General features: G+C 69.5%; 19 protein-coding genes. 8 read left to right on the top strand and 11 right to left on the bottom strand.

The annotated features are described in order from the left end of the window. Nucleotides 1–15: 15 nt before the first annotated feature. Entirely contained in the window at nt 16–879 is an 864-nt protein-coding gene (locus ACFS27_RS16830) for a helix-turn-helix transcriptional regulator (RefSeq protein WP_377185103.1), read from the bottom strand. 137 nt (nt 880–1,016) lie between these two features. Between ACFS27_RS16830 and ACFS27_RS16825 the strand changes: the two genes are divergently transcribed. Further along, on the top strand, nt 1,017–1,961 hold the full coding sequence (locus tag ACFS27_RS16825) for an SDR family NAD(P)-dependent oxidoreductase (RefSeq protein WP_377185101.1): 945 nt from the start codon (nt 1,017–1,019) through the stop codon (nt 1,959–1,961). A gap of 451 nt (nt 1,962–2,412) precedes the next feature. After that, nucleotides 2,413–3,294, top strand: a complete 882-nt coding sequence (locus tag ACFS27_RS16820; RefSeq protein WP_377185099.1) for a manganese catalase family protein — start codon at nt 2,413–2,415, stop codon at nt 3,292–3,294. Between the two features lie 90 nt (nt 3,295–3,384). Here ACFS27_RS16820 and ACFS27_RS16815 read toward each other — a convergent pair whose 3' ends face one another. From ACFS27_RS16815 to ACFS27_RS16775, 9 genes are all read right to left on the bottom strand, one after another. Beyond that, nucleotides 3,385–5,160: a thiamine pyrophosphate-requiring protein gene (locus tag ACFS27_RS16815; RefSeq protein ID WP_377185097.1), complete on the bottom strand. Its 1,776-nt coding sequence runs from the start codon at nt 5,158–5,160 to the stop codon at nt 3,385–3,387. Between the two features lie 159 nt (nt 5,161–5,319). After that, nucleotides 5,320–6,321: a LacI family DNA-binding transcriptional regulator gene (locus tag ACFS27_RS16810; RefSeq protein ID WP_377185095.1), complete on the bottom strand. Its 1,002-nt coding sequence runs from the start codon at nt 6,319–6,321 to the stop codon at nt 5,320–5,322. Beyond that, nucleotides 6,318–7,049 carry a nucleoside/nucleotide kinase family protein gene (locus tag ACFS27_RS16805; protein WP_377185092.1) on the bottom strand — a complete coding sequence of 244 codons (732 nt, stop codon included), beginning with the start codon at nt 7,047–7,049 and terminating at the stop codon, nt 6,318–6,320. The genes ACFS27_RS16810 and ACFS27_RS16805 overlap by 4 nt, the downstream gene beginning before the upstream one ends. After that, nucleotides 7,046–8,494: a mannitol dehydrogenase family protein gene (locus ACFS27_RS16800; protein WP_377185090.1), complete on the bottom strand. Its 1,449-nt coding sequence runs from the start codon at nt 8,492–8,494 to the stop codon at nt 7,046–7,048. The genes ACFS27_RS16805 and ACFS27_RS16800 overlap by 4 nt, the downstream gene beginning before the upstream one ends. Continuing rightward, the gene (locus tag ACFS27_RS16795; protein ID WP_377185088.1) at nt 8,491–9,369 is read right to left on the bottom strand and encodes a nucleoside hydrolase; all 879 of its coding nucleotides are present in this window, start codon (nt 9,367–9,369) and stop codon (nt 8,491–8,493) included. Before ACFS27_RS16795 ends, ACFS27_RS16800 begins: the two co-directional genes overlap by 4 nt. An 11-nt stretch (nt 9,370–9,380) precedes the next feature. Next, nucleotides 9,381–10,238 carry a carbohydrate ABC transporter permease gene (locus tag ACFS27_RS16790; protein ID WP_377185085.1) on the bottom strand — a complete coding sequence of 286 codons (858 nt, stop codon included), beginning with the start codon at nt 10,236–10,238 and terminating at the stop codon, nt 9,381–9,383. Then, complete coding sequence (locus tag ACFS27_RS16785; RefSeq protein ID WP_377185083.1) at nt 10,238–11,164, bottom strand: carbohydrate ABC transporter permease; 927 nt, start codon at nt 11,162–11,164, stop codon at nt 10,238–10,240. The genes ACFS27_RS16790 and ACFS27_RS16785 overlap by 1 nt, the downstream gene beginning before the upstream one ends. Next, nucleotides 11,161–12,426 carry a sugar ABC transporter substrate-binding protein gene (locus ACFS27_RS16780; protein ID WP_377185081.1) on the bottom strand — a complete coding sequence of 422 codons (1,266 nt, stop codon included), beginning with the start codon at nt 12,424–12,426 and terminating at the stop codon, nt 11,161–11,163. Before ACFS27_RS16780 ends, ACFS27_RS16785 begins: the two co-directional genes overlap by 4 nt. Nucleotides 12,427–12,491: 65 nt before the next feature. Next, nucleotides 12,492–13,430: a PfkB family carbohydrate kinase gene (locus ACFS27_RS16775; protein WP_377185079.1), complete on the bottom strand. Its 939-nt coding sequence runs from the start codon at nt 13,428–13,430 to the stop codon at nt 12,492–12,494. 389 nt (nt 13,431–13,819) lie between these two features. On the opposite strand from ACFS27_RS16775, the gene pepE reads away from it, so the two are divergent. Continuing rightward, nucleotides 13,820–14,608 carry a dipeptidase PepE gene (pepE, locus tag ACFS27_RS16770; protein WP_377185076.1) on the top strand — a complete coding sequence of 263 codons (789 nt, stop codon included), beginning with the start codon at nt 13,820–13,822 and terminating at the stop codon, nt 14,606–14,608. A gap of 16 nt (nt 14,609–14,624) precedes the next feature. On the opposite strand, the gene ACFS27_RS16765 is transcribed toward pepE, so the two are convergent. Next, entirely contained in the window at nt 14,625–15,395 is a 771-nt protein-coding gene (locus ACFS27_RS16765; RefSeq protein ID WP_377185074.1) for a GntR family transcriptional regulator, read from the bottom strand. Nucleotides 15,396–15,705: 310 nt separating this feature from the next. On the opposite strand from ACFS27_RS16765, the gene ACFS27_RS16760 reads away from it, so the two are divergent. From ACFS27_RS16760 to betC, 5 genes are read left to right on the top strand one after another with little or no spacing between them, the layout of a single operon-like run. After that, nucleotides 15,706–16,440 carry an ABC transporter permease gene (locus ACFS27_RS16760; protein ID WP_377185072.1) on the top strand — a complete coding sequence of 245 codons (735 nt, stop codon included), beginning with the start codon at nt 15,706–15,708 and terminating at the stop codon, nt 16,438–16,440. Further along, a complete protein-coding gene (locus ACFS27_RS16755; RefSeq protein ID WP_377185070.1) occupies nt 16,437–17,237 on the top strand; it encodes an ABC transporter ATP-binding protein in 801 nt (266 codons plus the stop codon). The genes ACFS27_RS16760 and ACFS27_RS16755 overlap by 4 nt, the downstream gene beginning before the upstream one ends. Then, nucleotides 17,234–18,253, top strand: coding sequence for an ABC transporter substrate-binding protein (locus ACFS27_RS16750; protein ID WP_377185068.1), 1,020 nt, complete (start codon nt 17,234–17,236; stop codon nt 18,251–18,253). The genes ACFS27_RS16755 and ACFS27_RS16750 overlap by 4 nt, the downstream gene beginning before the upstream one ends. Then, on the top strand, nt 18,246–19,097 hold the full coding sequence (locus ACFS27_RS16745; protein WP_377185066.1) for a sugar phosphate isomerase/epimerase family protein: 852 nt from the start codon (nt 18,246–18,248) through the stop codon (nt 19,095–19,097). Before ACFS27_RS16750 ends, ACFS27_RS16745 begins: the two co-directional genes overlap by 8 nt. Further along, nucleotides 19,090–20,601, top strand: coding sequence for a choline-sulfatase (gene betC / locus ACFS27_RS16740; protein ID WP_377185064.1), 1,512 nt, complete (start codon nt 19,090–19,092; stop codon nt 20,599–20,601). The genes ACFS27_RS16745 and betC overlap by 8 nt, the downstream gene beginning before the upstream one ends. Nucleotides 20,602–20,754 lie beyond the last annotated feature (153 nt).

Raw genomic sequence — 20,754 nt, 5'->3', positions numbered from 1 at the left:
GCCTGCGCGCGCCGATCAGGTCGCAGGCGCGACGCTCTGGACGCCGATCACCCGGAGCAGGTCGAGCCGTCCGGCGTCCGCGCTGCCTTCGGCGGCCGTGTACGTCACGACGCGTAGGTCGGCGTCGGGTACCAGCAGGACGTCGCAGTCGAGCGTGACGTCGCCGACCTCCGGATGCCGGATCGTCTTCCGGTCCGCGAGATGCCTGGCGGCCTCGCCCGTCGTCCAGTGCCGGTCGAAGAGGGCCGACTCGCGCCGCAGCTCGGCGACGAGCGCGCCGAGCTGTTCGTCAAGCGGGTAGCGGGAAGCCGCCTCGCGCAGGTCGGCCACCACGGCGGCGGCGAACACGTCCTGGCCGGCCTGCGAGACCGACGGCCGCAACGCCGCCCGCCCGCGCCCGGAGCCGAACACCGTACGGGCCAGGTTTCGTTCGCCCTCAGGGAGTGCTGTCGGGTCGCCGTGCAGGGCCGTCCACACGGTGTTCCACCACAGCAGCGTCCAGTCGGCGGCGAACACAGCTATGGGGTAGTCCCCGAGCCGGGACGTCAGCCGCTGGACGCTCGCCGGGACGTGCCGGCTCACCGTGCCGTCGCGCGGCGGCAGGTGGCCCGCTGCCGCGTACAGCTGGTCACGCTCGGCCCGGGAGAGCTGCAGCGTCCGCGCGATCGACGCGACCACCTGCACCGACGGCCGGGTGGCCCGGCCCTGTTCCAGCCGCAGCACGTAGTCGACCGAGAGGCCGGCGAGCTGGGCCAGTTCCTCCCGGCGAAGTCCCGGTGCCCGACGCCGGACCGAGCGGGGCAGGCCGGCGTCGACCGGTGAGAGCCGGTCACGCCACCGGTGCACCAGCGCCCCGAAGGTCAGCCCGGTCGTCGTCATGCCCACCATCGTGACAGCCCGACGCCGGGACAGCGTGGGTACTGCGGATCCACAGGCTCCCCAGGGTGCTGGTCGACCTCCTGACGGGCGACGACCGTAGGACCCGTCAGCACGAACCACCACACCATGGAGCCACGATGCACACGATCGTCATGACCGGTGCGACCCGAGGAATCGGCCGGGTCGCCGCGGAACGCATCCTTCGCGACGCCCCCGACGTCCACCTCGTCCTGATCGGCCGCGGCACGTCGGGGGAACGCCGGGCCGCTGAGCTGGCGTCCGCCCTGCCCGGGACGGGTGCCGCCCGGGTCTCGCACGTCTCGGCCGACCTCGGATCCCTCGCGGAGGTCCGGGCGGCCGCCCGGACGATCACGGCACGGCTCGACCGCGGGGACCTGCCGCCTCTGCGTGGCTTCGTCGGCAACGCGGGCATCCAGTACACGAACGCACGCACGGAGGGCGCCGACGGGTACGAGGCGACGTTCACGGTGAACCTGCTCGCCAACCATGTGCTGCTCCGGACCCTGATGGACCGTTTCGTCGCCCCGGCCCGCATCGTCATCACCACGAGCGACACCCACTTCGGCGACTTCGCCCACACGCTCGGCATGGTCCCCGCACCTCGGTGGCAGGCCCCGGAGGTGCTCGCGCGCACGGGCGCCTACCCGGCGTCGGACCGCGCGACCGGAGGCAGGTGCGCCTACTCGACGAGCAAGCTCGGCACCATCTACCTCGCCCACGAGTACGCGCGCAGGCTGCCTGCCGGCGTCGGGATCGTGACGTTCAACCCGAGCCTCGTCCCGGCGACCGGACTGGCGCGCGACGCCGGTCCGGTCAGCCGGTTTCTCATGCGCCGGATCTTCCCCGTGCTGAACCTGACACCGTTGACGAACAGCGCGTCGGTGGCCGGCCAACAGCTTGCCGACGTGGCCCTCGGCGTTGTGGCCGCGCCGACCGGCTCGTACGTCAACAGGGACCGGGTGGAGCCGTCGTCGGACGAGTCGTACGACCCCGAGCGGGAACGGGAGCTCTGGGCGGCGGCCGACCGGATCGTCACGGAGCTCGAGACGACGACCAGGTAGCCGCCGGGGCCGGCGCGCTCGCCGGCGGACGTCGTCCTCGGGCGTGACGAGCCGCGCCGGTGATCACTTCTTCGCCAACTCCGGTGGCGAGTCCCGCGACCGCCAAGACACGAGGTCTTGCGGTGCGCGGGACCCGACGTCGAGTTTGCACCGGCGTCTGTTTGCCCTCAACTGGCGCGTCGTCGGGGGGTCCAGTGGGTCAGCGCCGACGACGTGGCAGGGATCGGAAGATCTGCTGCAGCCGTCAACAGCGAACGCCGGCTCCACTTCGATGTGTTCTCGACGTGTGCTCCTCTGGGCAGCCGCGGTGTCTGCACCCTGCCTCATGCCCGTGTGCGAGTGAGTCTCGCCGGTGACGACAGTGGAGACGCCATTCGGTGCGGTGGTGGACCGCCTGGTCCACGCCTGTGACGAGCGGACCACATGACAGGCAACCTGAGGGAGTACCAGCATGTTCTTCCACCGCCAGGAACTGCAGCACGCCGCCAAGCCAGAGAAGCCCGACGCCGTCTACGCCCGCAAGCTGCAGGAGGTGCTCGGCGGCCAGTACGGCGAGATCACCGTCGCCATGCAGTACGGCTTCCAGTCCTGGAACGCGCACATGCCCGGCAAGTACCGCGACCTCCTCTACGGCATCGGTGCCGAGGAGATGGGCCACGTCGAGATGCTCGCGACGATGATCGCCCAGCTGCTCGAGAACGCACCGCTCGGTGTCACCGAGGGCGCCATGCAGGACGATCCGACGATCGCGGCGATCATCGGCGGGACAGACCCGCAGCACGCCATCGTGTCAGGCGCCGGGGCCCGGCCCGTCGACTCCAACGGCAACCCGTGGAGTGCCGGCTACGTGACCGCGAGCGGGAACCTGCTCGCCGACTTCACCTCCAATGCGAACGCCGAGATGCAAGGCCGGCTCCAGGTGGCCCGGCTCTATCACATGACGGACGACCCGGGCGTCCGGGATCTGCTGTCGTTCCTCCTGGCACGCGACACCATGCACCAGAACCAGTGGATCGCCGCGGCACGGGAGCTGCGCGAGGAAGGCGTCGAGGACCTGCCTGTGCCGAGCACCTTCCCGGCCAGCAAGGAAGACCGCGAAGCCTCTTACCAGTACATCAACTTCTCCGATGGACAAGCTGCCGCAGAGGGCAGCTGGGCCAGCGGACCGACCCCGGACGGCAAGGGCGAGTTCGAATACCTGGCCGAGCCGCCGGCCGGCGTGCCGGCGCCCCCGCCCACCAAGCCCGACGTGCGCTTCCACGGGACCACCGGCAGGGCCGAGTCGGTCGAGAAGGCCATGGGCGTCGTGAAGGACGCGCTCCACAAGGAATAGCCGAACCTGAAGAGCCCACCAGCAGGCAGAGGACACACAAGGAGGGACACACGAGGAGGGACACACGAGGAGGCCGGAGCGAAAACTGCGTCATCTGGCCTCCTCGTGCGCTCGCTGTGCGCGCAGCAGCTCGTGTGCCTGACCCCCTTCGGCCTCTCGCTCGAGCGCGCGCAGGGTCTGGCGTACCTTCTGCTCCGGCTGACGCGGTGGCAGGAGCGGGACGTCGGGGTCCACCACCGCCTCGACGACGACCGGCCGGTCGGCCGCCAGTGCCTCGGCCCACACCGGGCCGACCCGTGCGGGATCCTCGACCCGGAGGCCCCGCAGCCCGAGCAGGTCCGCGTAGGCGGCGTACGGGAACGACGGCACGGCCTGCGACGTCGGGAAGCGCGGGTCGCCCTCCATCTCCCGCTGCTCCCAGCTGACCTCCGCCAGGTCGCCGTTGTTCAGGACCAGGACGACGAAGCGCGGGTCCGCCCACCCGCGCCACCGGTCGGCGACCGTGATCAGCTCGGACAGCCCGTTCATCTGCATCGCGCCGTCTCCGGCGAGGGCGACGACGGGACGGTCAGGGTGGAGCAGCTTCGCCGCGATGCCGTACGGCATCGCGGAGCCCATGGAGGCGAGCGTGCTCGACAGGTGCGCCGGCACGCCGGGAGGCAGCCGGAGGAACCGCGCGTACCAGTAGGTCACCGACCCGACGTCCACGGCCACCTGCGCGTCGGCGGGCAGGTGCTCGGACAGCTCATGGACGACGAGCTGCGGGTTGAGCCGGGACGGCCGTTGCGCGACGCGCTGCCCGGCCACCTCACGCCACGCCGTGACCGAACGCTCGACCTCGGGCCGCCAGCCAGCCTGCGCGGGCAGCAGCGGAACAAGGGCGTTGAGCGTGCTCACCGCGTCGCCGACGAGTGCGACGTCGACGGGGAACTTCGTGCCGATGTTGCGAGCCGCCACGTCCACCTGCACGGCCTTGGCCTGCCCTGGTGCGGGGTAGTACTCGGTCCACGGATCGTTGCTGCCGACGATGAGCAGGGTGTCGCAACCCGCCATGAGATCGGCCGACGCCGTGGTGCCCAGGTGGCCCATGACGCCGCAGTGGTACGGGAGGGACTCGTCGAGCAGCGGCTTGCCGAGCAGCGACGTCGTTATCCCCGCGCCGAGGCGCTCGGCGATCTCGCGGAGCGGCCCTTCTGCGCCCGCAGCTCCCTGGCCGACCAGGATCGCAACCCGCCGGCCGGCGCAGAGGAGGTCCGCCGCGGACTCCAGGTCGTCGACATCGGGAATCGTCCGTGGCCGTGCATAGGCCGTCGACGACACCACGATCCCGTGTTCCTGCTGACCCGGCTCCGGGGCCTGCGCCTGCTGGACGTCGTGCGGGACGATCACGCAGACCGGGCTCGACGTCGCCAGGGCAGTGCGGAAGGCGTTGTCCAGAACGTGCGGTAGTTGCTGCGGGGATGCCGCGACCTGCAGGTACTGCGCGCACACGTCCTTGAAGAGGGTGTGCAGGTCGACCTCCTGCTGATAGCCGGAACCGAGCGCGGTGCTCACCACCTGCCCCACGAGAGCGACCACGGGCCTACGGTCCAGCTTGGCGTCGTACAGTCCTTGGAGCAGGTGGATGGCACCGGGTCCCTGGGTTGCGAGACAGACCCCCGGCCCGCCGCCGTACTTCGCGTTGCCGGTCGCCATGAAGGCCGCCATCTCCTCGTGGCGCGCGGTGACCAGCTCGATGCGGTCCTCCTTGCGGCGGAGCGCGGCGAGGATCGGGTCGACCCCGTCGCCCGCGTACCCGAACACTCGCGCCACGTCCCAGTCGATCAGCCGGTCGACGATGCCGTCGGCCACAGTCGTGGAAGCCATTCGCCCTCCCCGCTCTCGCCCGCCCATGACGGCAGGCTGCCGTCCCGGCGTCGGCTCCACCAGGATTGCCTTCCCACCATGGTGGTCGGGGTGCGCGGAGCTCGCCAGGGGTCGCGCAGGCGAACGAACTGTGACGGAAGCCCGCGTGTCAACGCCTCGCTACATGGAGCGTGGGTGGCATCCGCAGCTCTCGCGGATGACCAGCTCGTGCGGGAACGTGCTGTGCATCGGCTCGGCGGAGGGCACGGAGGTCAGCTTCTCGATGCAGAGCTGGGCGATCCTGTCCTGCGGGATCCGGATGGCCGTCAGCGGCGGCGAGGTGAACGCCGACGCGTTGGTACCGTCGAAGGAGACGATCGCGACGTCGGCGGGAACGCTCAGCCCGAGGTCCCTCACGGCGGCGAGCGCGCCGAAGGCCTGCACGTCCGTGGACACGAAGATGGCGCGCGGCGGGTCCGGCAGCTCCAGCAGCGTCGTAGCGGCGTCGTAACCGCCCTCGCGCGTGAAGTCGCCCGTCACCCGCAGCTGCGCCAGGCGCTCGGGGGTGCAGCGGGTCCGCATCGTGTCGGACCACGCCCGGACACGGAGGGTGAGGTCGTCGGTACCGGCGATGAAGGCGACCTCGGAGTGGCCGTGCCCCAGCAGGTGCTCGACGGCCTGTGTCGTCGCTCCGTAGTCGTCGATGCCGATGGACGGTACGTCGGATGCCGTCAGGTGCCAGTCCATCGAGACAGCCCTGACGCCCGACCGCACGATGGCCGACAGGGTCTCGGGTCGACGGGCGCCGTAGACAGCGATGCCGTCGACCCCGCGCGCGAGCATGCTCTGCAGCTCTGCGGTCTCCTCAGCGTTCTCCTGCCGGGTGTTGGCGATCATCAGGCCGTAGCCACGGGCATGCGCCTGCCCCTGGAGGAACATCGCGAACTCGGAGAAGAACGGGTTGGTGATGTCGCTCATCAGCAGGCCGATGACACTCGTGCGAGCCAGCTTCAGCGCCCGGGCCGACGCGTTGGGCCGATAGCTCAGCTCGTCCATCGCCGCCAGCACGCGTTCACGGGTCGCCTGAGCGACGGGGCGAGGGCCGTTGTTGATCACATAGCTGACGACTGCCGTGCTGACGCCGGCGAGACGCGCGACGTCGTCACGATTGGCCCTGGTCATCCCCCTACTGTAGAGCGCCCACCGGGCACGCCGGCGCCGTCCCCTGAGACGATCAGGTCGGCGCGCGACCTGGTTGCCTCGATGAGCACGGCGTTGCGCCGGTCCACGTCCTCGGCCCACGCACGTGCGTCCTCCTCCGAGCGTCCACCCTCCTGATGGCGGGCGACCAGGCGGTCCGCCCGCACGTCGTCCGCGGTGGAACAGAACCACGACTCGTCGAGAAGGCCTTTGACCCGAGCCCACGGGTCGTCCGTGGCGAGCAGGTAGTTGCCCTCGACGACGACGAGGCGCGTCCCGGGTTCGACGGCGATCTCGCCGGCGATCGGCTCCTCGACGCGCCGGTCGAAGCCGGGCGCGTAGACCGTGTGCTGGGTCTCCGCACGCAGGCGCTCCAGCAGCGCCACGAAGCCCCAACCGTCGAACGTGTCGATCGCGCCCTTCCGGTCCAGCCGGCCGAGGCGGCCGAGCGTGGACTCCGCGAGGTGGAACCCGTCCATCGGCAGGTGTGCGGCGAACGGACCGGGCGATCCGTCGCGCCCTTCCTGGAACCGGGCGTTCAGCAGCTCGGTGAGCCGGACGGCGAGCGACGTCTTGCCGGCACCGGGGCTGCCCGCGATGCCCAGCACTGCTCGGCCTTCGGCCGGTACGAGGGCGCTGGCTCTGTCGACGAGGGCGTCGAGCGGATCGGGGAGGCCGTGGGCTCGCACGGTGTCGAGTGGTCCCGTCATCGCGTCAGCCGCGCGAGCTCGGGACGGGGGTCGTTCGAACCGCGCAGGGCGGTGAGCGAGGTGACGAAGTCCGCGGCGAACCGGACGTCGTCGGCAAGGTCGCCGAACCACTCACGGTTGCGGAGGAACTCCACCGGGTCGGTGTCCAGGTGTGCCACCGCGGCACGCACCGCGGCCTGCTGCCGGTCCGGCAGCGTGCCGCCCCGCGCGATCGTGCGCTCCGCGTAGCACGCCCAGCCCGCCACGACGGCGGCGCACAGCGGTGCGTCCGCGCCCGTCGCACGCAGCTCGCGTGCGACAGGGACGACGAACTTCGGGATGCGGTCGGACGCGTCGGTCGCGAGCCGCACCAGGGTGTCCCTGACGTACGAGTTCGCGAACCGCTCGACGAGCCGCTCCCGGTACTCCGCCAGGTCCACGCCGGGCACCAGGTCCAGCGTGGGCACCGCCTCACGGGCCATGTAGGCGCGCAGGAAGTCGGCGATCACTCCGTCCGACGCACCGTCGTGCGCGTAGTCGTAGCCCGACAGGATGCCCGCGTAGGCGAGCGCCTGGTGGCTCGCGTTGAGCATGCGCAGCTTCATCAGCTCGTGCGGCCGGACGTCCTCGACGAGCTGAACGCCGACCTGCTCGAACGGCGGGCGGCCGAGCGTGAACTCGTCCTCGAGCACCCACTGCACGTAGTCCTCGCACAGCACCGGCCAGGCGTCGTCGACGCCGTACCGCTCACCGACCCAGGTGCGGTCGGCGTCGGTGGTGACCGGCGTGATCCGGTCGACCATGCTGTTCGGGAAAGCGACCGACGCGTCGATCCATGCGGCGAGCTCCGGGTCGACGAGGCGGGCGAACGCCGTGACGCTCCGGCGGGCGGTGTCGCCGTTGCCCTCGACGTTGTCGCACGACATGACCGTGAAGGGCGCGACGCCGCGTTCGCTGCGCAGGCGAAGACCTGCCACGAGAATGCCGAACACGGTCGCCGGGGCCGCTCCCGGCCGGGCGTCGGCGACGATCGCCGGGTTCGTGGTGTCGAACTCCCCCGTCACGTCGTTGATGTTGTACCCGCCCTCGGTGATCGTCAGCGAGACGATCCGGACACCGGGGTCCGCGAGCCGTTCGAGCACGGCGTCGAGCTCGTCGGGTGCGTGCAGGTACTCGACGATCGAGCCGATCCGCGTCGCGGGTGCCGAACCGTCCGGATGGCGTTCGACGAGAGTGAACTCGTGGTCCTGGCTCCTGAGCGCGTCGCGCATCCGGGCGTCCGACGGGAGCACGCCCACACCGCAGATCCCCCAGGACCGTGCGGCGTCGAACTGCGCCGGGTCCCGTAGCAGCCGGTCGACGTACATCGCCTGGTGCGAACGGTGGAAGTTGCCCACGCCGAGGTGCACCATGCCCACGCTGACGACGCTCCGGTCGTACTCGACCGGCACGATCGAGGTGGTCATCGGGCCTCGGCTCCCTGGGCGGACGCCGCGACGATCCGACGCACGATCTCGCGGCGGACCGTCTGCGGGTCAGGCACGTCGAGCACCTGGACCAGGCCTGCCTCGTCCGGCTGCTCGATCGTCCTGCCCTCGTCGTCGACCGTCACGGAGACGCGCTGCGCCGTGAACAGCTCTGGCATCGCGATCCAGAGCGCGAGGATCGCGTCGTGCGGGGTGTTGCGGTCCTCGTGGTTGAACTCCCACCAGACCTTGGTCTCCTGCGCGATGACGTCACCGAACGCACCGGACCGGGCGATCTGCGCGACGTCGGCGGAGTCCAGCCAGACCTTCGTCGTGAGGTCGAGACCACCGACGACGATGTCCAGACCGGACGAGAAGACCCGCTGCGCGGCGGTGACGTCGCACCGGATGTTGTGCTCGGCGGTCCGGCCGTCCCCGAAGTGACCACCCATCACGACGAGGCGGCGCACGTTCGACGCGAACGCCGGGTCGGCGTCCAGGGCCTTCGCGATGTTGGTGAGCGGGCCGATCGCCAGCACGTCCACCGTGCCGGGGGCGTCCGCGACGGCGCGCACCAGCATGTCGACGCCGTCCTCCCCCACCTGCTCGGTGTCGAGGTCGGCGAAGAGACCGCCCTCGTGACCGGCCCACCACACCTCGCGACCGCTCAGCGTCGCCTCGGCGCCCGCGGCGACGGGCGGCGATCCCGCGCCGGCGAGCCGGAGGTAGCGGCTGGCGAGCTGCGCACGCAGCCGGGTGTTGCCGTAGACGGTGGAGACGCCGTCGAGCTGGAGCTCGGGCGAGCCGACGACGAGGGCGAGAGCGAGGGCGTCGTCGACGTCGGAGCCGATGTCGGTGTCGAGGAAGAGGTTCATGGTTCCTTCTGTCAGCCCTTGCTACCGGTGGAGGCGAGGGAGGCGGTGAACTGGCGCTGGAAGACCAGCAGGAGTACGAGCGGGACGATCGTGAGGAGGACCGCTCCGGCGAAGATGGCGCCGAAGTCGACCTGCTGCGACGTCGCCAGGTTGGCCAGGGCGATCGGGCCGAGCATCACCGAGGGCGAGGTTCCCACCAGCAGCGGCCACAGGTAGGCGCCCCACTGGAAGAGGAACAGGGTGAAGCCCGCGCCGATCAGGGCGGGCCGGGACAGCGGGAGGTAGATCTTCCAGAAGATCCCCCACCACGACAGCCCGTCCATCCGCGCGGCCTCGGCAAGCTCTCCCGGCACGCCGAGGAAGAACTGCCGCAGCACGAAGATCGCGAACCCGTTGGCGATGCCCGGGAGGATGAGCCCGACATAGGTGTTGGACAGCCCCCAGTCGCGGAACACGTTCGCGAGCGGCACGGCGATCGCGTCGAACGGTACGAGGAAGCTCAGCACGATGACCGCGAACACGACGTTCGCGCCCCGGAACTTCATCTGTGCCAGCGCGAAGGCGGCCATCGCGCTGAGGAGCAGCCCGACCACCACGGTGACGGCGGTGACGAAGACCGAGTTGAAGACACTGAGGCCGAACGGCCCGGCGAGCAGGGTCGTGTAGTTGTCCAGCGTGAAGGTCTGCGGCACGAGGATCGCTGGGCTGAGCGGGTACACCGACGCGAACATGTCGCCGGCCGTACGGAAGCTGCCCGAGAGCATCCACAGCAGCGGGAGCGCGAACAGGATGCCCACGAACCAGGCCACGATCGCCACGATGATGCGGCGCGGCCGGGTGGTGCCGATCCGGTTGGGTAGTGCGGCCATTACTTTTCCCGTCCGAGGAGCCGGAACTGCAGTGCGGTGACGGCGACCAGCACGATCAGCAGGATGGTCACCTCGGCCTGGCCGAGGTTCACGTCACCGAGCACGAACGTGTTGTTGTAGGTGTCGTACATGATCAGCCGGGTGCTGTCGGCCGGGCCGCCCTTGGTGAGGATCGCGACCGGGACGAAGGCGATGAGGCTCGAGACCGTGTTCGCCACGATGACGAACGACAGGGTGCGACGCAGGTTCGGCAGCGTGATCGAGAAGAACGCCCGCCACCAGCCGGCGCCGTCGAGCGAGGCCGCCTCGTACAGCTCTGTCGGGATGTCCTGCATGCCTGCGACGAGGAAAAGCGTCCAGTAGCCGACGCCGATCCAGGACATCAGGATGATGATCGACATCAGCGCCTGGTCCGGCGAGGTCAGGAAGGGCTGGCCGGGCAGGCCGATCCCCTCGATGACCGCGTTGATGGGCCCCTGCGGCTGGAACGCGACGCCCCAGATCACGGTGGCGACAGCGGCAGGCGCCGCCACCGGGACGAAGATGAAGGCACGGACGAACCCCAGGCCGGGGAACCGCTCGTTCAGCAGCACAGCGAGCAGCACGGCGAGCGCGATCTGGAACGGGATGATGATGACGAGGAACAGCCCGGTAGTGGCGAGCACCTGGACGAAGTCGCCGTCGGCGAACAGGTCGACATAGTTGTCGAACCCGACGAACCGCGGCGGTGCGATGCGGCTGGCGCTGCGCTGGAAGCTCTCGATGAGTGCGCCGACCGTTGGGATGATGCGGAGCACGAGCAGCAGCACCAGGGTGGGCGCCAGGAAGACCAGGGCGACCTTCCAGAGGCCGGAGCCGCGCCGGCGGCGCCGGGTGGCGGGCTCAGTGCCCACCACCCGGCCCGCCCGAGTCTCGGTGGTGGTCATCTGAGGCGGTCCCACAGGCCCTGCAGCTCGTCCTGGGCACCGCTCAGGGTGTCCTCGACGTCCTGCCCGTTCCGGATGTCCTCGAAGGCGCGACCGGTCACGTCGGTCATCTGCGTGAACCCGGGTGAGTTCGGCCGGTTGACGGCGATGGTGTTCAGCTGCTCAGAGGTCAGGGCGCCCATCCCCGTGGTGTTGGGGGCGTCGCGCTCGTCCAGGCCCTTCACGAACCCGTCGAACGACGCGGTGAAGGTGGGCGCGATCCCGCCTGCCTCGGCGGACGCCGTGTTGCCGTCCTTCGTCAGACCCAGGTATTCGACGAGCGCCTTTGAGGCTTCCATCTCGTCGGTCGCTGGGTTGATCCCGACGTTCCACGAGCCCGTCGACATGGCCGGCTCACCGCCTTCGAAGACCGGGTTGGCGGCGACGCCGTAGTTCACCTTGCCCTCAGCGGCGTTCGCCGTCGCCTGCCACGGGCCGCTCACGATGTAGGCGGCCTGTCCGCTGGCGAACAGCGCGGGCATCTGCTCGGTCGCGACACCGCGCGGTGCCACGCCGTCCTCGAAGAGCTGGGCGTACCAGGTCATCGCCTCGACCCAGCCCTCGTTGGCGAGGTCGGCGGTCAGCAGGTCGTCACCGGTCACACCGGATCCACCGCCGGCCGACTCGATCACCGGCTGCAGCTGGTAGTACCGGTTGATCTGGTCGAACAGGAGACCCCACTTGGCACCGGAGGCCTGGGCCTTCTTGCCGTTCTCCAGCAGCTCCTGGTAGGTGGTGGCGTCGCTGACGTCCGACGAGGGGTACGGGACGCCTGCCTCGTCCAGCAGGTCCTTGTTGTAGTAGAGGAACTGCGCCGACGTCCACATCGGTACGCTCCACAGCCTGTCGTCGAAGGTGTTGGCCTCCGCCGTCGCGGGGAGCGCTTCCGACGCCACCTGGTCGCCGAAGTCGTCCGTGAGGTCTTCGAGGTAGCCCTTGTTGGCGAGCGCCCCGACGGCGCCGGAGTCCACGGCATAGACGTCGACACCGGCGTCGCCGCTCCCGATCCGCTGCTCGATCAGGTTGTTGTACTGGTCGAACGGCACGTACTCGTACTCGATCGTGATGTTCGGGTTGGCCTTCTCGAAACCGTCGATGGCCGGCTGCAGGTTCTTCTGCGGGTCAGCGGTCAGGAAGGTGATCGACACGGGGCCGCCGTCGGCACCGGTCGCTCCCGAGCAGGCGGTGAGGCCGGCGGCGACGGACGCCGCAGCTACTGCCACGGCTATGTAGCGGTATTGCCTTCGCATGTTTGTCTCACTTCTTTCAGGGTGTGCAGGATCTCGGGTCAGTGCGCGGGCAGGCCGGCCTGCCGAGCTCGTCGGCCGCCGGCAGGGGGCGCCAGTGGTGCTCTGGCCCCCTTCCACTCGACCGACCGGGCCGCGGCCGCCGAGGCGAGCGCGACTGCGGAATCGATGTCCTCGCCCAGGGCGAGGCCAACGGAAAGGGCGCCGACGAACGTGTCGCCGGCCCCGGTGGTGTCGACCACGCGACGCGCGGCGACAGGAGGGTGCGCCCGCGCCCCGTGGGCATCGGCGACGACGGAGCCCTCGCTGCCGAGGGTGATGATCACCGACCTCACGTCGTGACGGGCGCGGAGCTCGGCGGCCAGTGCCGCCTGCTCGCCCTCCCACGTGTCGAGCCCCATCAGGTCGAGCGCCTCGTGCTGGTTGACCACCAGCGGGTCCGCGGCCCGGAGCGCGGCCACACTGAGCGGCACCGCCGGTCCGTCGTTGATGATCAGCCGGGCGCCGACCTCGACCGCGAACGCGCAGAGCGCCTCGACCGCTGCGGAACCGAGCTCGGTCTGAGCGACGGCCACGTCGGGACGCTGAGCGAGGACGAGGTTGCTCGGCGACACGTAGGCGTTCGCCCCGAGGCCCACGACGATCGTGTTCTGGCCGTCGTCGCTCACCGTGATGTAGGCGCGCCCGGTCGGCCGGTCGATGACCTGCTTCACGAGCGTCGTGTCGACGCCTGCGGCCGCCAGGGAGTCCACAGCGGCCTGTCCAGCCGCGTCGTCGCCGACGGCGCCGACCATCTGGACCGAGACACGTGATCCCCCGGCGTTCGCGGCCGCGTAGGCCTGGTTGGCCCCCTTGCCGCCCTGGAAGAACTCGATCGAACCGGTGACCACGGTCTCACCGGGCATCGGATGCCGCGGCACGCGGGCCACTTCGTCGTGGTTGATAGCCCCGAACACGAGGATCACCGGACGGTCACTCACGAGGGCGTTCTCCTTTGATGGCTGCTCGGTGCACGCGAGCGAATCTACAGAATGTCTACTGGAGTAGATTCGCAAGGCAATGCTTACCAGCAACGCGCGACCGGCACAAGTACGCGCCAGGCCAGGCCGGGTGCGGCCGGCCGCGCAGCACGGGTGAAGAACTCTGCGGCAGCAGGCGGCTGCACCCTCTCCACCTGGGCAAAGACCCCGGACGCGGAGTTGGCGCCTCGCCCGATCCGGACCGAGCCCTCCGGCGCATAGGGTTGAGAACGGTTCTCAGAACTGGTTGACTGGGAGATGAGAACGATTATCAATCGTGGGCCACAGGGCTTCTTTCGCCGCACCGAGCACCAGACGTGAACGGTCTCGACCGTCAGAAAGCAGGCACGATGCGACTACTGCTCCTGTCCAACTCCACCAACCACGACAGCGGCTACCTCGAGCACGCCCTGGAGATCGCGTCCGGCTTCCTCGGCGGCGCGACCGTGACGTTCGTCCCCTACGCCCTGGCCGACCACGACGCCTACACCGCGAAGGTCGCCGACGCGCTCGCACCCCGCGGCATCCGGGTGAGCGGGTTGCACGCTGCCGCCCATCCCAAGGCGGCGGTCGAACAGGCCGACGCCGTGTTCGTCGGTGGCGGGAACACGTTCCGCCTGCTCGACACGTTGCACCGCCTGGATCTGCTCGCCCCGCTCGCGGCACGCGTCCGCGACGGGCTGCCGTACCTGGGCTCGAGCGCCGGCACGGCCATCGCGAGCCCCACCATCCGCACCACGAACGACATGCCGATCAGCCGGCCGACGTCGTTCGAGGCGCTCGGCCTGGTGCCGTTCCAGCTCAACGCGCACTTCGTCGACGCGGACCCCGCCAGCACCCACAGCGGTGAGACGCGCGAAGAGCGTCTGAACGAGTTCCTCGAGGTCAACGACGTGCCGGTACTCGGCCTGCGCGAGGGGACCTGGCTGACCGTCGCGGACGGCACGGCGCACCTCGGCGGGACCGCCGTGGGCGCGACGGCGCCCGGTCCGGCCGTCGTGTTCACCCGTGGGGCCGCACCCCTGGAGGTGAGCGGAGAGGTCAGCGAGCTGCTGTCGGCCACGGCACGGTTCGATGCCCCGACGGCGCCATCGCCGCGTGGGGCCATTCCGTCAGGAGGAGCACGTGGATCCCGCTGAGTTCAGGACGCGCAGGTCACCGATCACCAGGAGGATTCGCCGTCGCTCGTAGGTGCACCTGCCGCGGATCGAAGTAGAGACGCCCGACCGCGACCGTGTGCAGCACTGAACCCTCGTCAGCACTGCGCAGGGCCGCGTCGACGACGAGCACCGGGCTGCCCGCGGCGACGCCGAGGTCACGCGCGAGCGCCTCGTCGGCCGGCACGGCAGACGTGATGTGCTCGACCTCGTCGGTGCTGATGTTCTCGACGTCGGACAGGAACGTCGAGACGCCGTCGGTGAGCGCCTCGATATGGATGCCGTGACCGCGTAGGACGCGCGGGATGACGTGCTCGCTGACGGCAACCGGTATCCCCTCTCGGACGTAGGTACGGCGGACCCGGTAGACCTCGTCGCCCGGGGCAAGGGCGAGCCGCGCGACCAGGTCGGGACTGGGCTGCTCCTGCACCACCGCGACCGAGGTGACCGTCACAGGCTGATCGATCCCGGCAAAGAACGCCGGGATCGACAAGATGATGTCGAGCGGGTACGCCGGCAGCGCGGGCGCACCGACGCGCTCCGGCTCCTTGTTGATGACGGTGCCCAGGCGACGGCGGCGCGTGACAGCGCCCTGCGCCTCCAGCTGCGCCAGGGCCTCGCGCAGCGTGTTCCGGGAGACGCCGAGCTCTGCGCTCAGCTCCGTCTCCGGAGGGAGCCGAAGGTTGCCGGCTCGTCGGTGCTGCGTGATCAGCTCCACGAGCTGTGCGTGGGCACGCTCCACCGCGGCACGGGTCATTGGTGTGGGCACAGGCAACCTCAGGCTTCCGCGACTCAATGAACGATCTAAAGGTAGAACCATAGTGGACTGGCCCCTGACTGTCTAGCAAGGGCTTGACAGCACTCCGGCGCTGAGGCGATGGTGGATCACGACCATAGATGGGACCAAGGTTCCATCAATGATCCAACTAATGCGGAGGCCAACGAAGTCCATGCATCAGCAACTAGCTGTCCCACCGTCTGCGTCACCCGGGGGTGACACGCCGCCGACCCGACAGTCCGAGCGGTCCGCCGAACGGGCCCGTCGGGTTCGCCGAACGGTCGTCGACACGGCCCTTGGCATGCTCGGGTTCGTCATCATCGTCAGCGCCTGGCAGCTCGCCTCGTCGCTGGGCCTCATGCAGCCCGGCCTGCTTCCCACACCAGGAGAGGTCGGGCGGGTCCTCGTGGAAGGGCTCTGGTCCGGCAACCTGCTCAACGACCTCCTCATCAGCAGCCGGCGCGTCGTCATCGGGGTCACGATCGGTATGGCGGCCGCCATCCCCATCGGCTTCGCCCTGGGCTGGTTTCCCCGGGCACGGGTGACGTTCAACCCGCTCGTGAACTTCTTCCGCGCCCTGCCGCCGATCGCTCTCGTTCCACTGGTCGTCATCTACTTCGGCATCGGGGAGGTCGCGCGCGAGGTGATTCTCGTCTACGCAGCCTTCTTCGCCACGATCATCGTGGTCTACGAAGGGATCGGCGGGATCGAGGAGAAGTACGTCCGCGCCGGTCGCACGCTGGGAGCAGGGCGGCTGGAGCTGTTCACCCGGGTGGTGCTGCCGTTGTCCACGCCCCACATCTTCACCGCGGCACGCATCTCGCTCGGTATCGGCTGGTCCTCGCTCGTCGCCGCAGAGCTGGTAGCCGCCCAGGACGGCCTGGGCGCCGCCATCCAGAACGCCAGCAACTACCTCGACGTCCCCACCATGTACGCCGGAATCATCCTCATCGGTGCGGCGGCACTCGCGATGGACCTCGCTATTCGTGTAACGGCCAGTCGCGTGCTGCGCTGGCAGGACAGGGGAGAACGATGACCACAGCTACCGATCTCAACGTCCGGGAGATCAGCGTCGGCTTCGGCCGCGGTGCCAAACGGGTCAGTGTGCTGGAACGGATCAGCCTCTCCGCCGCCGAGGGGGAGTTCGTGGCGATCGTCGGCCCCAGCGGTTCGGGGAAGAGCACGCTGCTCAACGCGGTCGCCGGCTTCGTCGCACCGGACGACGGAACCGTCGAGGTCGGTGGGGAGACGGTCACGGGACCAGGACCGTCCCGCTGCGTGGTGTTCCAGGAGTACGCCGTGTTCCCCTGGCTATCTGTCGAGCGCAACATCGGGTTCGGCACGCGCCTGCGCGCATGGCGCGGCGACCCTGCACGACGGGCCGAGACCGTGGACAAGTACCTGGACCTGATGGGGCTGACCGCCTTTCGCGACGCGCTCCCCAAGACTCTCTCGGGTGGTATGCGCCAGCGCGTCGCGATCGCCAGGGCGTATGCGGTGGATCCAGCGATCCTCCTGATGGACGAACCTTTCGCCGCGTTGGACGCCCAGACCCGCGAGCACATGCAGGAAGCACTGCTGGACATCAGCCGGCGAGAACGCCGCACCGTCCTCTTCGTCACCCACCAGGTGGAGGAGGCGCTGTACCTGGCCGATCGCGTGGTCGTCATGGGCGCCCGCCCAGCCCGCATCCAAGCGATCATCGACGTCCCCTGGGGTGCCGAACGCGACCACGACCTCAAGCTCACCGAAGAATTCATCGCCCTGCGCCGCCAGGTGGAGCACCTGCTCCACGACGTCGAGCGGCCGGCTGCCGGAAAGGACACCCCGTGATCACCACACGCACCACCGCGCTCGCGGCCGCTGCGGCGGCCGCCGCACTCACCCTGGCAGGTTGTGCCGGCTCCCCTGAGACGGCGCCGGTGTCCGAGGACGGTCTGACCACCGTGAAGGTCGGCTACATTCCCGGTGCGCACGATGTCGCGCAGCTCTTCGTCGCAGACGAGGCGGGGTACTTCGCCGACCAGGGGATCCGGATCGAGACGACGGCGTTCCAGACCGGCATCTCTCTGTCCCAGGCGCTGACGGGCGGCAGCCTCGACGTCGGCGTGATGGGCGCCGTCGTGGCGAACTTCCCTGCGAAGGGGCAGGGCCACGTCATCGTCCTGAACAACCAGCAGACGGATGTCCACCAGATCTGGGCCGCGCCCGACTCGGGGATCACGAGCATCGACGACCTCGAGGGGTCCACGGTCGCCACCACCTCCGGCACCGCGTCCGACCTGGTCCTGCAGGTCGCCCTGGATCGAGCTGAGATCTCGAGGGACGACGTGGAGATGGTGAACCTGGAGATGCCAGCGGTGGCGAACACCTTCGTGACCGGCGGCGTGGACGTTGCATCCCTGTGGGCACCGTTCGACCAGCAGGTCACCGAGATCATGCCGGACGCGAACCTGATCGCCAGCGCCGCCGACCTGGACGCACCGATCTCCGGCGGCTGGGTCTCCTCCAACGGGTTCTACGAGGACCGGCCCGAGCTGGTGCAGGGCATGGTCCGTGCCTGGCAGGAGGCAAACACCGACATCGTGAACGACCCGGATTCTGCTCTGGACGTCTTCTGCCCGCGGATCGCCGAGAACATGGACCAGGAGCAGTGCGAGTCGCTCTATGCCCGGACCGAGGCCTACACGAACGACGAGTGGGCGAAGTTCTACCAGGACGGCACGGTTCTGCGGTGGATAGGAACGATGCAGTCGACGTTCGAGGACATCGGCGCCCTCGAAGGGGCCGAGCTTCAGCCCGAGGACTACGTCGACACCACGACGTTCCTTGATGTGCTCGATGACTGAGCCGGGTCTGGCCGCCGGGCCCTTGCCCCCGACCATGCTCGGTATCAACAACCAGACGGTCCCCGAGGCGACCGCGCTCGAGGTCATCAGGGGCGCCGCGCAGTACGGCCTGGGGGGCGTCGAGCTCACCGCGGAGGTCCTGGGGTCGGACACCCGTCGCCTCACCGCCGCGCTGCGCGAGCACGGTGTTCAGCTCCTTGGCGTCTCCCCCACGACCGCACTGCACGGATGGCATGCGCAGTGGGACGACGAGCTCGAAGCCAGCATGCGAGCGGAGATCTACCGCGCCGCAGAAGCGGGTGCCGGCTACTTCGTGATGCCCTTCATGCGGCCCGCCGGCGACTCGGACACCGTGACCGCAGGGCTGCGCCGCGCCATACCGATCGCAAGGGACGCCGGCCTGCGGCTCGCCGTCGAGCCGATCGGCCATCACGATGTGCTGCGCCGTACGGACCAGCTCGCGCCCGTGCTGACGGCGCTCAACGACGGCGTGATCGGGATGCTGCTCGACTCGTTCCACTTCTTCCGTGCCGGCCAGTCCCTCGACGACCTGGAGCACCTCGACGGCGTGGACGTCCTCGCAGTACAGGTCTCGAACGCCAACCACCGCCCGACGAACCAGCTTCTCGGATATCGAGACCGCACATTTCCGCTGGACGGCCCGTTCGACGTGACCGGGCTGTGCCGGGAAACGGCACGCCGCTGGCCGGCAGCACCGGTGATCGTCGAGGTGATCGGGGAGCTGGCGGCGGCCACTCCGTTCGCGGACGGTCTGCGGACAGCCGCCATGCAACTACGCGAGATCACCCAGCTCACCGAGCGAGAGGATGCCCGACGTGCCTGACCGTCCCAACGTGCTGGTCATCATGGCCGACCAGATGATCGCAGACCTCACCGGCGTGTACGGCCACCCGGTGGTGCAGACTCCCAACCTGGAGCGGCTGGCCCGCCGAGGCGTGCGGTTCGACGCCGCGTACTGCCCGGTCCCGGTGTGCTCACCATCGCGCAGCTCGATGCTCTCCGGGCGGTACGCGTCCACGAACTCCGCCTGGGACAACGCCGCGCCGATCAGCTCGGACATCCCGATGCTGCCGCACTACCTCGCCACGGCAGGCTACGACTCCGCCCTGGCCGGCAAGATGCACTTCGTCGGCGCCGACCAGGTGCACGGGTTCGCCAAGCGGCTCACCACCGACATGTTCCCGAGCACACTGGCCTGGACACCCGACCGCGACGCCGTCGGCAGGTTCGCTCACCCAGGAAACCCGGACGGGCCACCGATCGCGATCGACTACGTCACCTCGGGTCCCGTGCAATGGACGGAGCAGCTGCAGTTCGACGAGGAGGCCCATTACCGAGCACTGGAGTACCTCCGCTCCCGGCGCACGTCCCGGCGCGGTTCCTTGCAGATGCCGGCCACAGAGCCGGAACAGGACCCGTGGCTGCTGGTGGCTTCGTACCACCACCCCCACGAGCCGTTCCTCGCCCCGCAGAAGTACTGGGACCTGTACGCCGATGCCGACACGGATCCCGTGCGAGTACCCGCGAGTCCGGAACTCCCCCGGTCGCCGATGGACGACTGGGTGGACGCCCTGCACGGCGTCGACGGCGTGGACCTCACCGACCCGGAGGAGGTGGCCCGGACCCGCCGGGCCTACTACGCCCTGGTCACCTACATCGACGACAAGGTCGGCGAGCTGCTCGACACGCTGGAGGAGACCGGCCACGCCGACGACACGGTGATCGTGTTCACGAGCGACCACGGTGACATGCTGGGCGAGCGAGGAATGGTCCAGAAGCGAACCTTCTACGAGTGGTCGTCCCGGGTGCCGCTGATCATTGGCGGAGGCCCGATCGAGGCACAGGGTGTCACCTCCACGACTCCCGTGTCCCTCGTGGACCTGACGTCGACCCTGTGCGAGCTGGTGGGGGTCGAGCCGGTGCGGCAGGACGGGCGTAGCCTCCTCGGCGAGCTGCGCAACGCGCCGATCCCCCCGGCACCCGTGTTCGTCGAGTACCACTCGGAGGGGGTCTACGCCCCGTGCTGGATGCGCCGCGAAGGCGATCTCAAGTACGTCTACGTACATGGGCACGGGCACCAGCTGTTCGATCTCGCGACCGACCCGGACGAGCAGCACGACCTCGCCTCCGACCCCCGGTACGCCGACGCGGTCGCCACGTCACGGGCCGACATCCTCGGTCGCTTCGACCCGGACGACATCGAGCGCAGGATCCGGCAGAGCCTCGCCGACCGGCGACTGGTTCGGAGCGCCATGGCGGCCACGGGAACGGTCTGGGCGTACGACCCGGCACCGGGGATGTTCACCCAGTACTGGCGAGAGACCTAGAACCAGAAACGTTGGCGTGGGGCAGGGGCCAGCACGCTCCACGGCTGTCCCGGCCCCACGCTCATCGAAGGTCGTGGACGACGTGGTGTCCCTCGACCGGATTCACGGGGGGCGCGACCCGATGAGCCGGGCTGTCTCGCCCCAGGGCTGACA

Origin of the sequence: Promicromonospora vindobonensis (genome assembly GCF_042685865.1) — a bacterium.
GTDB classification, from domain to species: Bacteria; Actinomycetota; Actinomycetes; order Actinomycetales; family Cellulomonadaceae; genus Promicromonospora; species Promicromonospora vindobonensis.
The sequence above is the reverse complement of the archived record's forward strand: the minus strand, read 5'-3'. Positions and strand labels throughout refer to the sequence as shown.

Excerpts from the sequence above, each read along its gene's own strand:
- pepE (WP_377185076.1), top strand. The coding sequence starts at position 13,820 with ATGCGACTACTGCTCCTGTCCAACTCCACCAACCACGACAGCGGCTAC.
- ACFS27_RS16795 (WP_377185088.1), bottom strand. The coding sequence starts at position 9,369 with ATGAACCTCTTCCTCGACACCGACATCGGCTCCGACGTCGACGACGCC.
- ACFS27_RS16825 (WP_377185101.1), top strand. The coding sequence starts at position 1,017 with ATGCACACGATCGTCATGACCGGTGCGACCCGAGGAATCGGCCGGGTC.
- ACFS27_RS16745 (WP_377185066.1), top strand. The coding sequence starts at position 18,246 with ATGACTGAGCCGGGTCTGGCCGCCGGGCCCTTGCCCCCGACCATGCTC.
- ACFS27_RS16815 (WP_377185097.1), bottom strand. The coding sequence starts at position 5,160 with ATGGCTTCCACGACTGTGGCCGACGGCATCGTCGACCGGCTGATCGAC.
- ACFS27_RS16820 (WP_377185099.1), top strand. The coding sequence starts at position 2,413 with ATGTTCTTCCACCGCCAGGAACTGCAGCACGCCGCCAAGCCAGAGAAG.
- ACFS27_RS16830 (WP_377185103.1), bottom strand. The coding sequence starts at position 879 with ATGACGACGACCGGGCTGACCTTCGGGGCGCTGGTGCACCGGTGGCGT.
- ACFS27_RS16755 (WP_377185070.1), top strand. The coding sequence starts at position 16,437 with ATGACCACAGCTACCGATCTCAACGTCCGGGAGATCAGCGTCGGCTTC.
- ACFS27_RS16790 (WP_377185085.1), bottom strand. The coding sequence starts at position 10,238 with ATGGCCGCACTACCCAACCGGATCGGCACCACCCGGCCGCGCCGCATC.
- ACFS27_RS16800 (WP_377185090.1), bottom strand. The coding sequence starts at position 8,494 with ATGACCACCTCGATCGTGCCGGTCGAGTACGACCGGAGCGTCGTCAGC.
- ACFS27_RS16805 (WP_377185092.1), bottom strand. The coding sequence starts at position 7,049 with ATGACGGGACCACTCGACACCGTGCGAGCCCACGGCCTCCCCGATCCG.
- ACFS27_RS16810 (WP_377185095.1), bottom strand. The coding sequence starts at position 6,321 with ATGACCAGGGCCAATCGTGACGACGTCGCGCGTCTCGCCGGCGTCAGC.
- ACFS27_RS16760 (WP_377185072.1), top strand. The coding sequence starts at position 15,706 with ATGCTCGGGTTCGTCATCATCGTCAGCGCCTGGCAGCTCGCCTCGTCG.
- ACFS27_RS16785 (WP_377185083.1), bottom strand. The coding sequence starts at position 11,164 with ATGACCACCACCGAGACTCGGGCGGGCCGGGTGGTGGGCACTGAGCCC.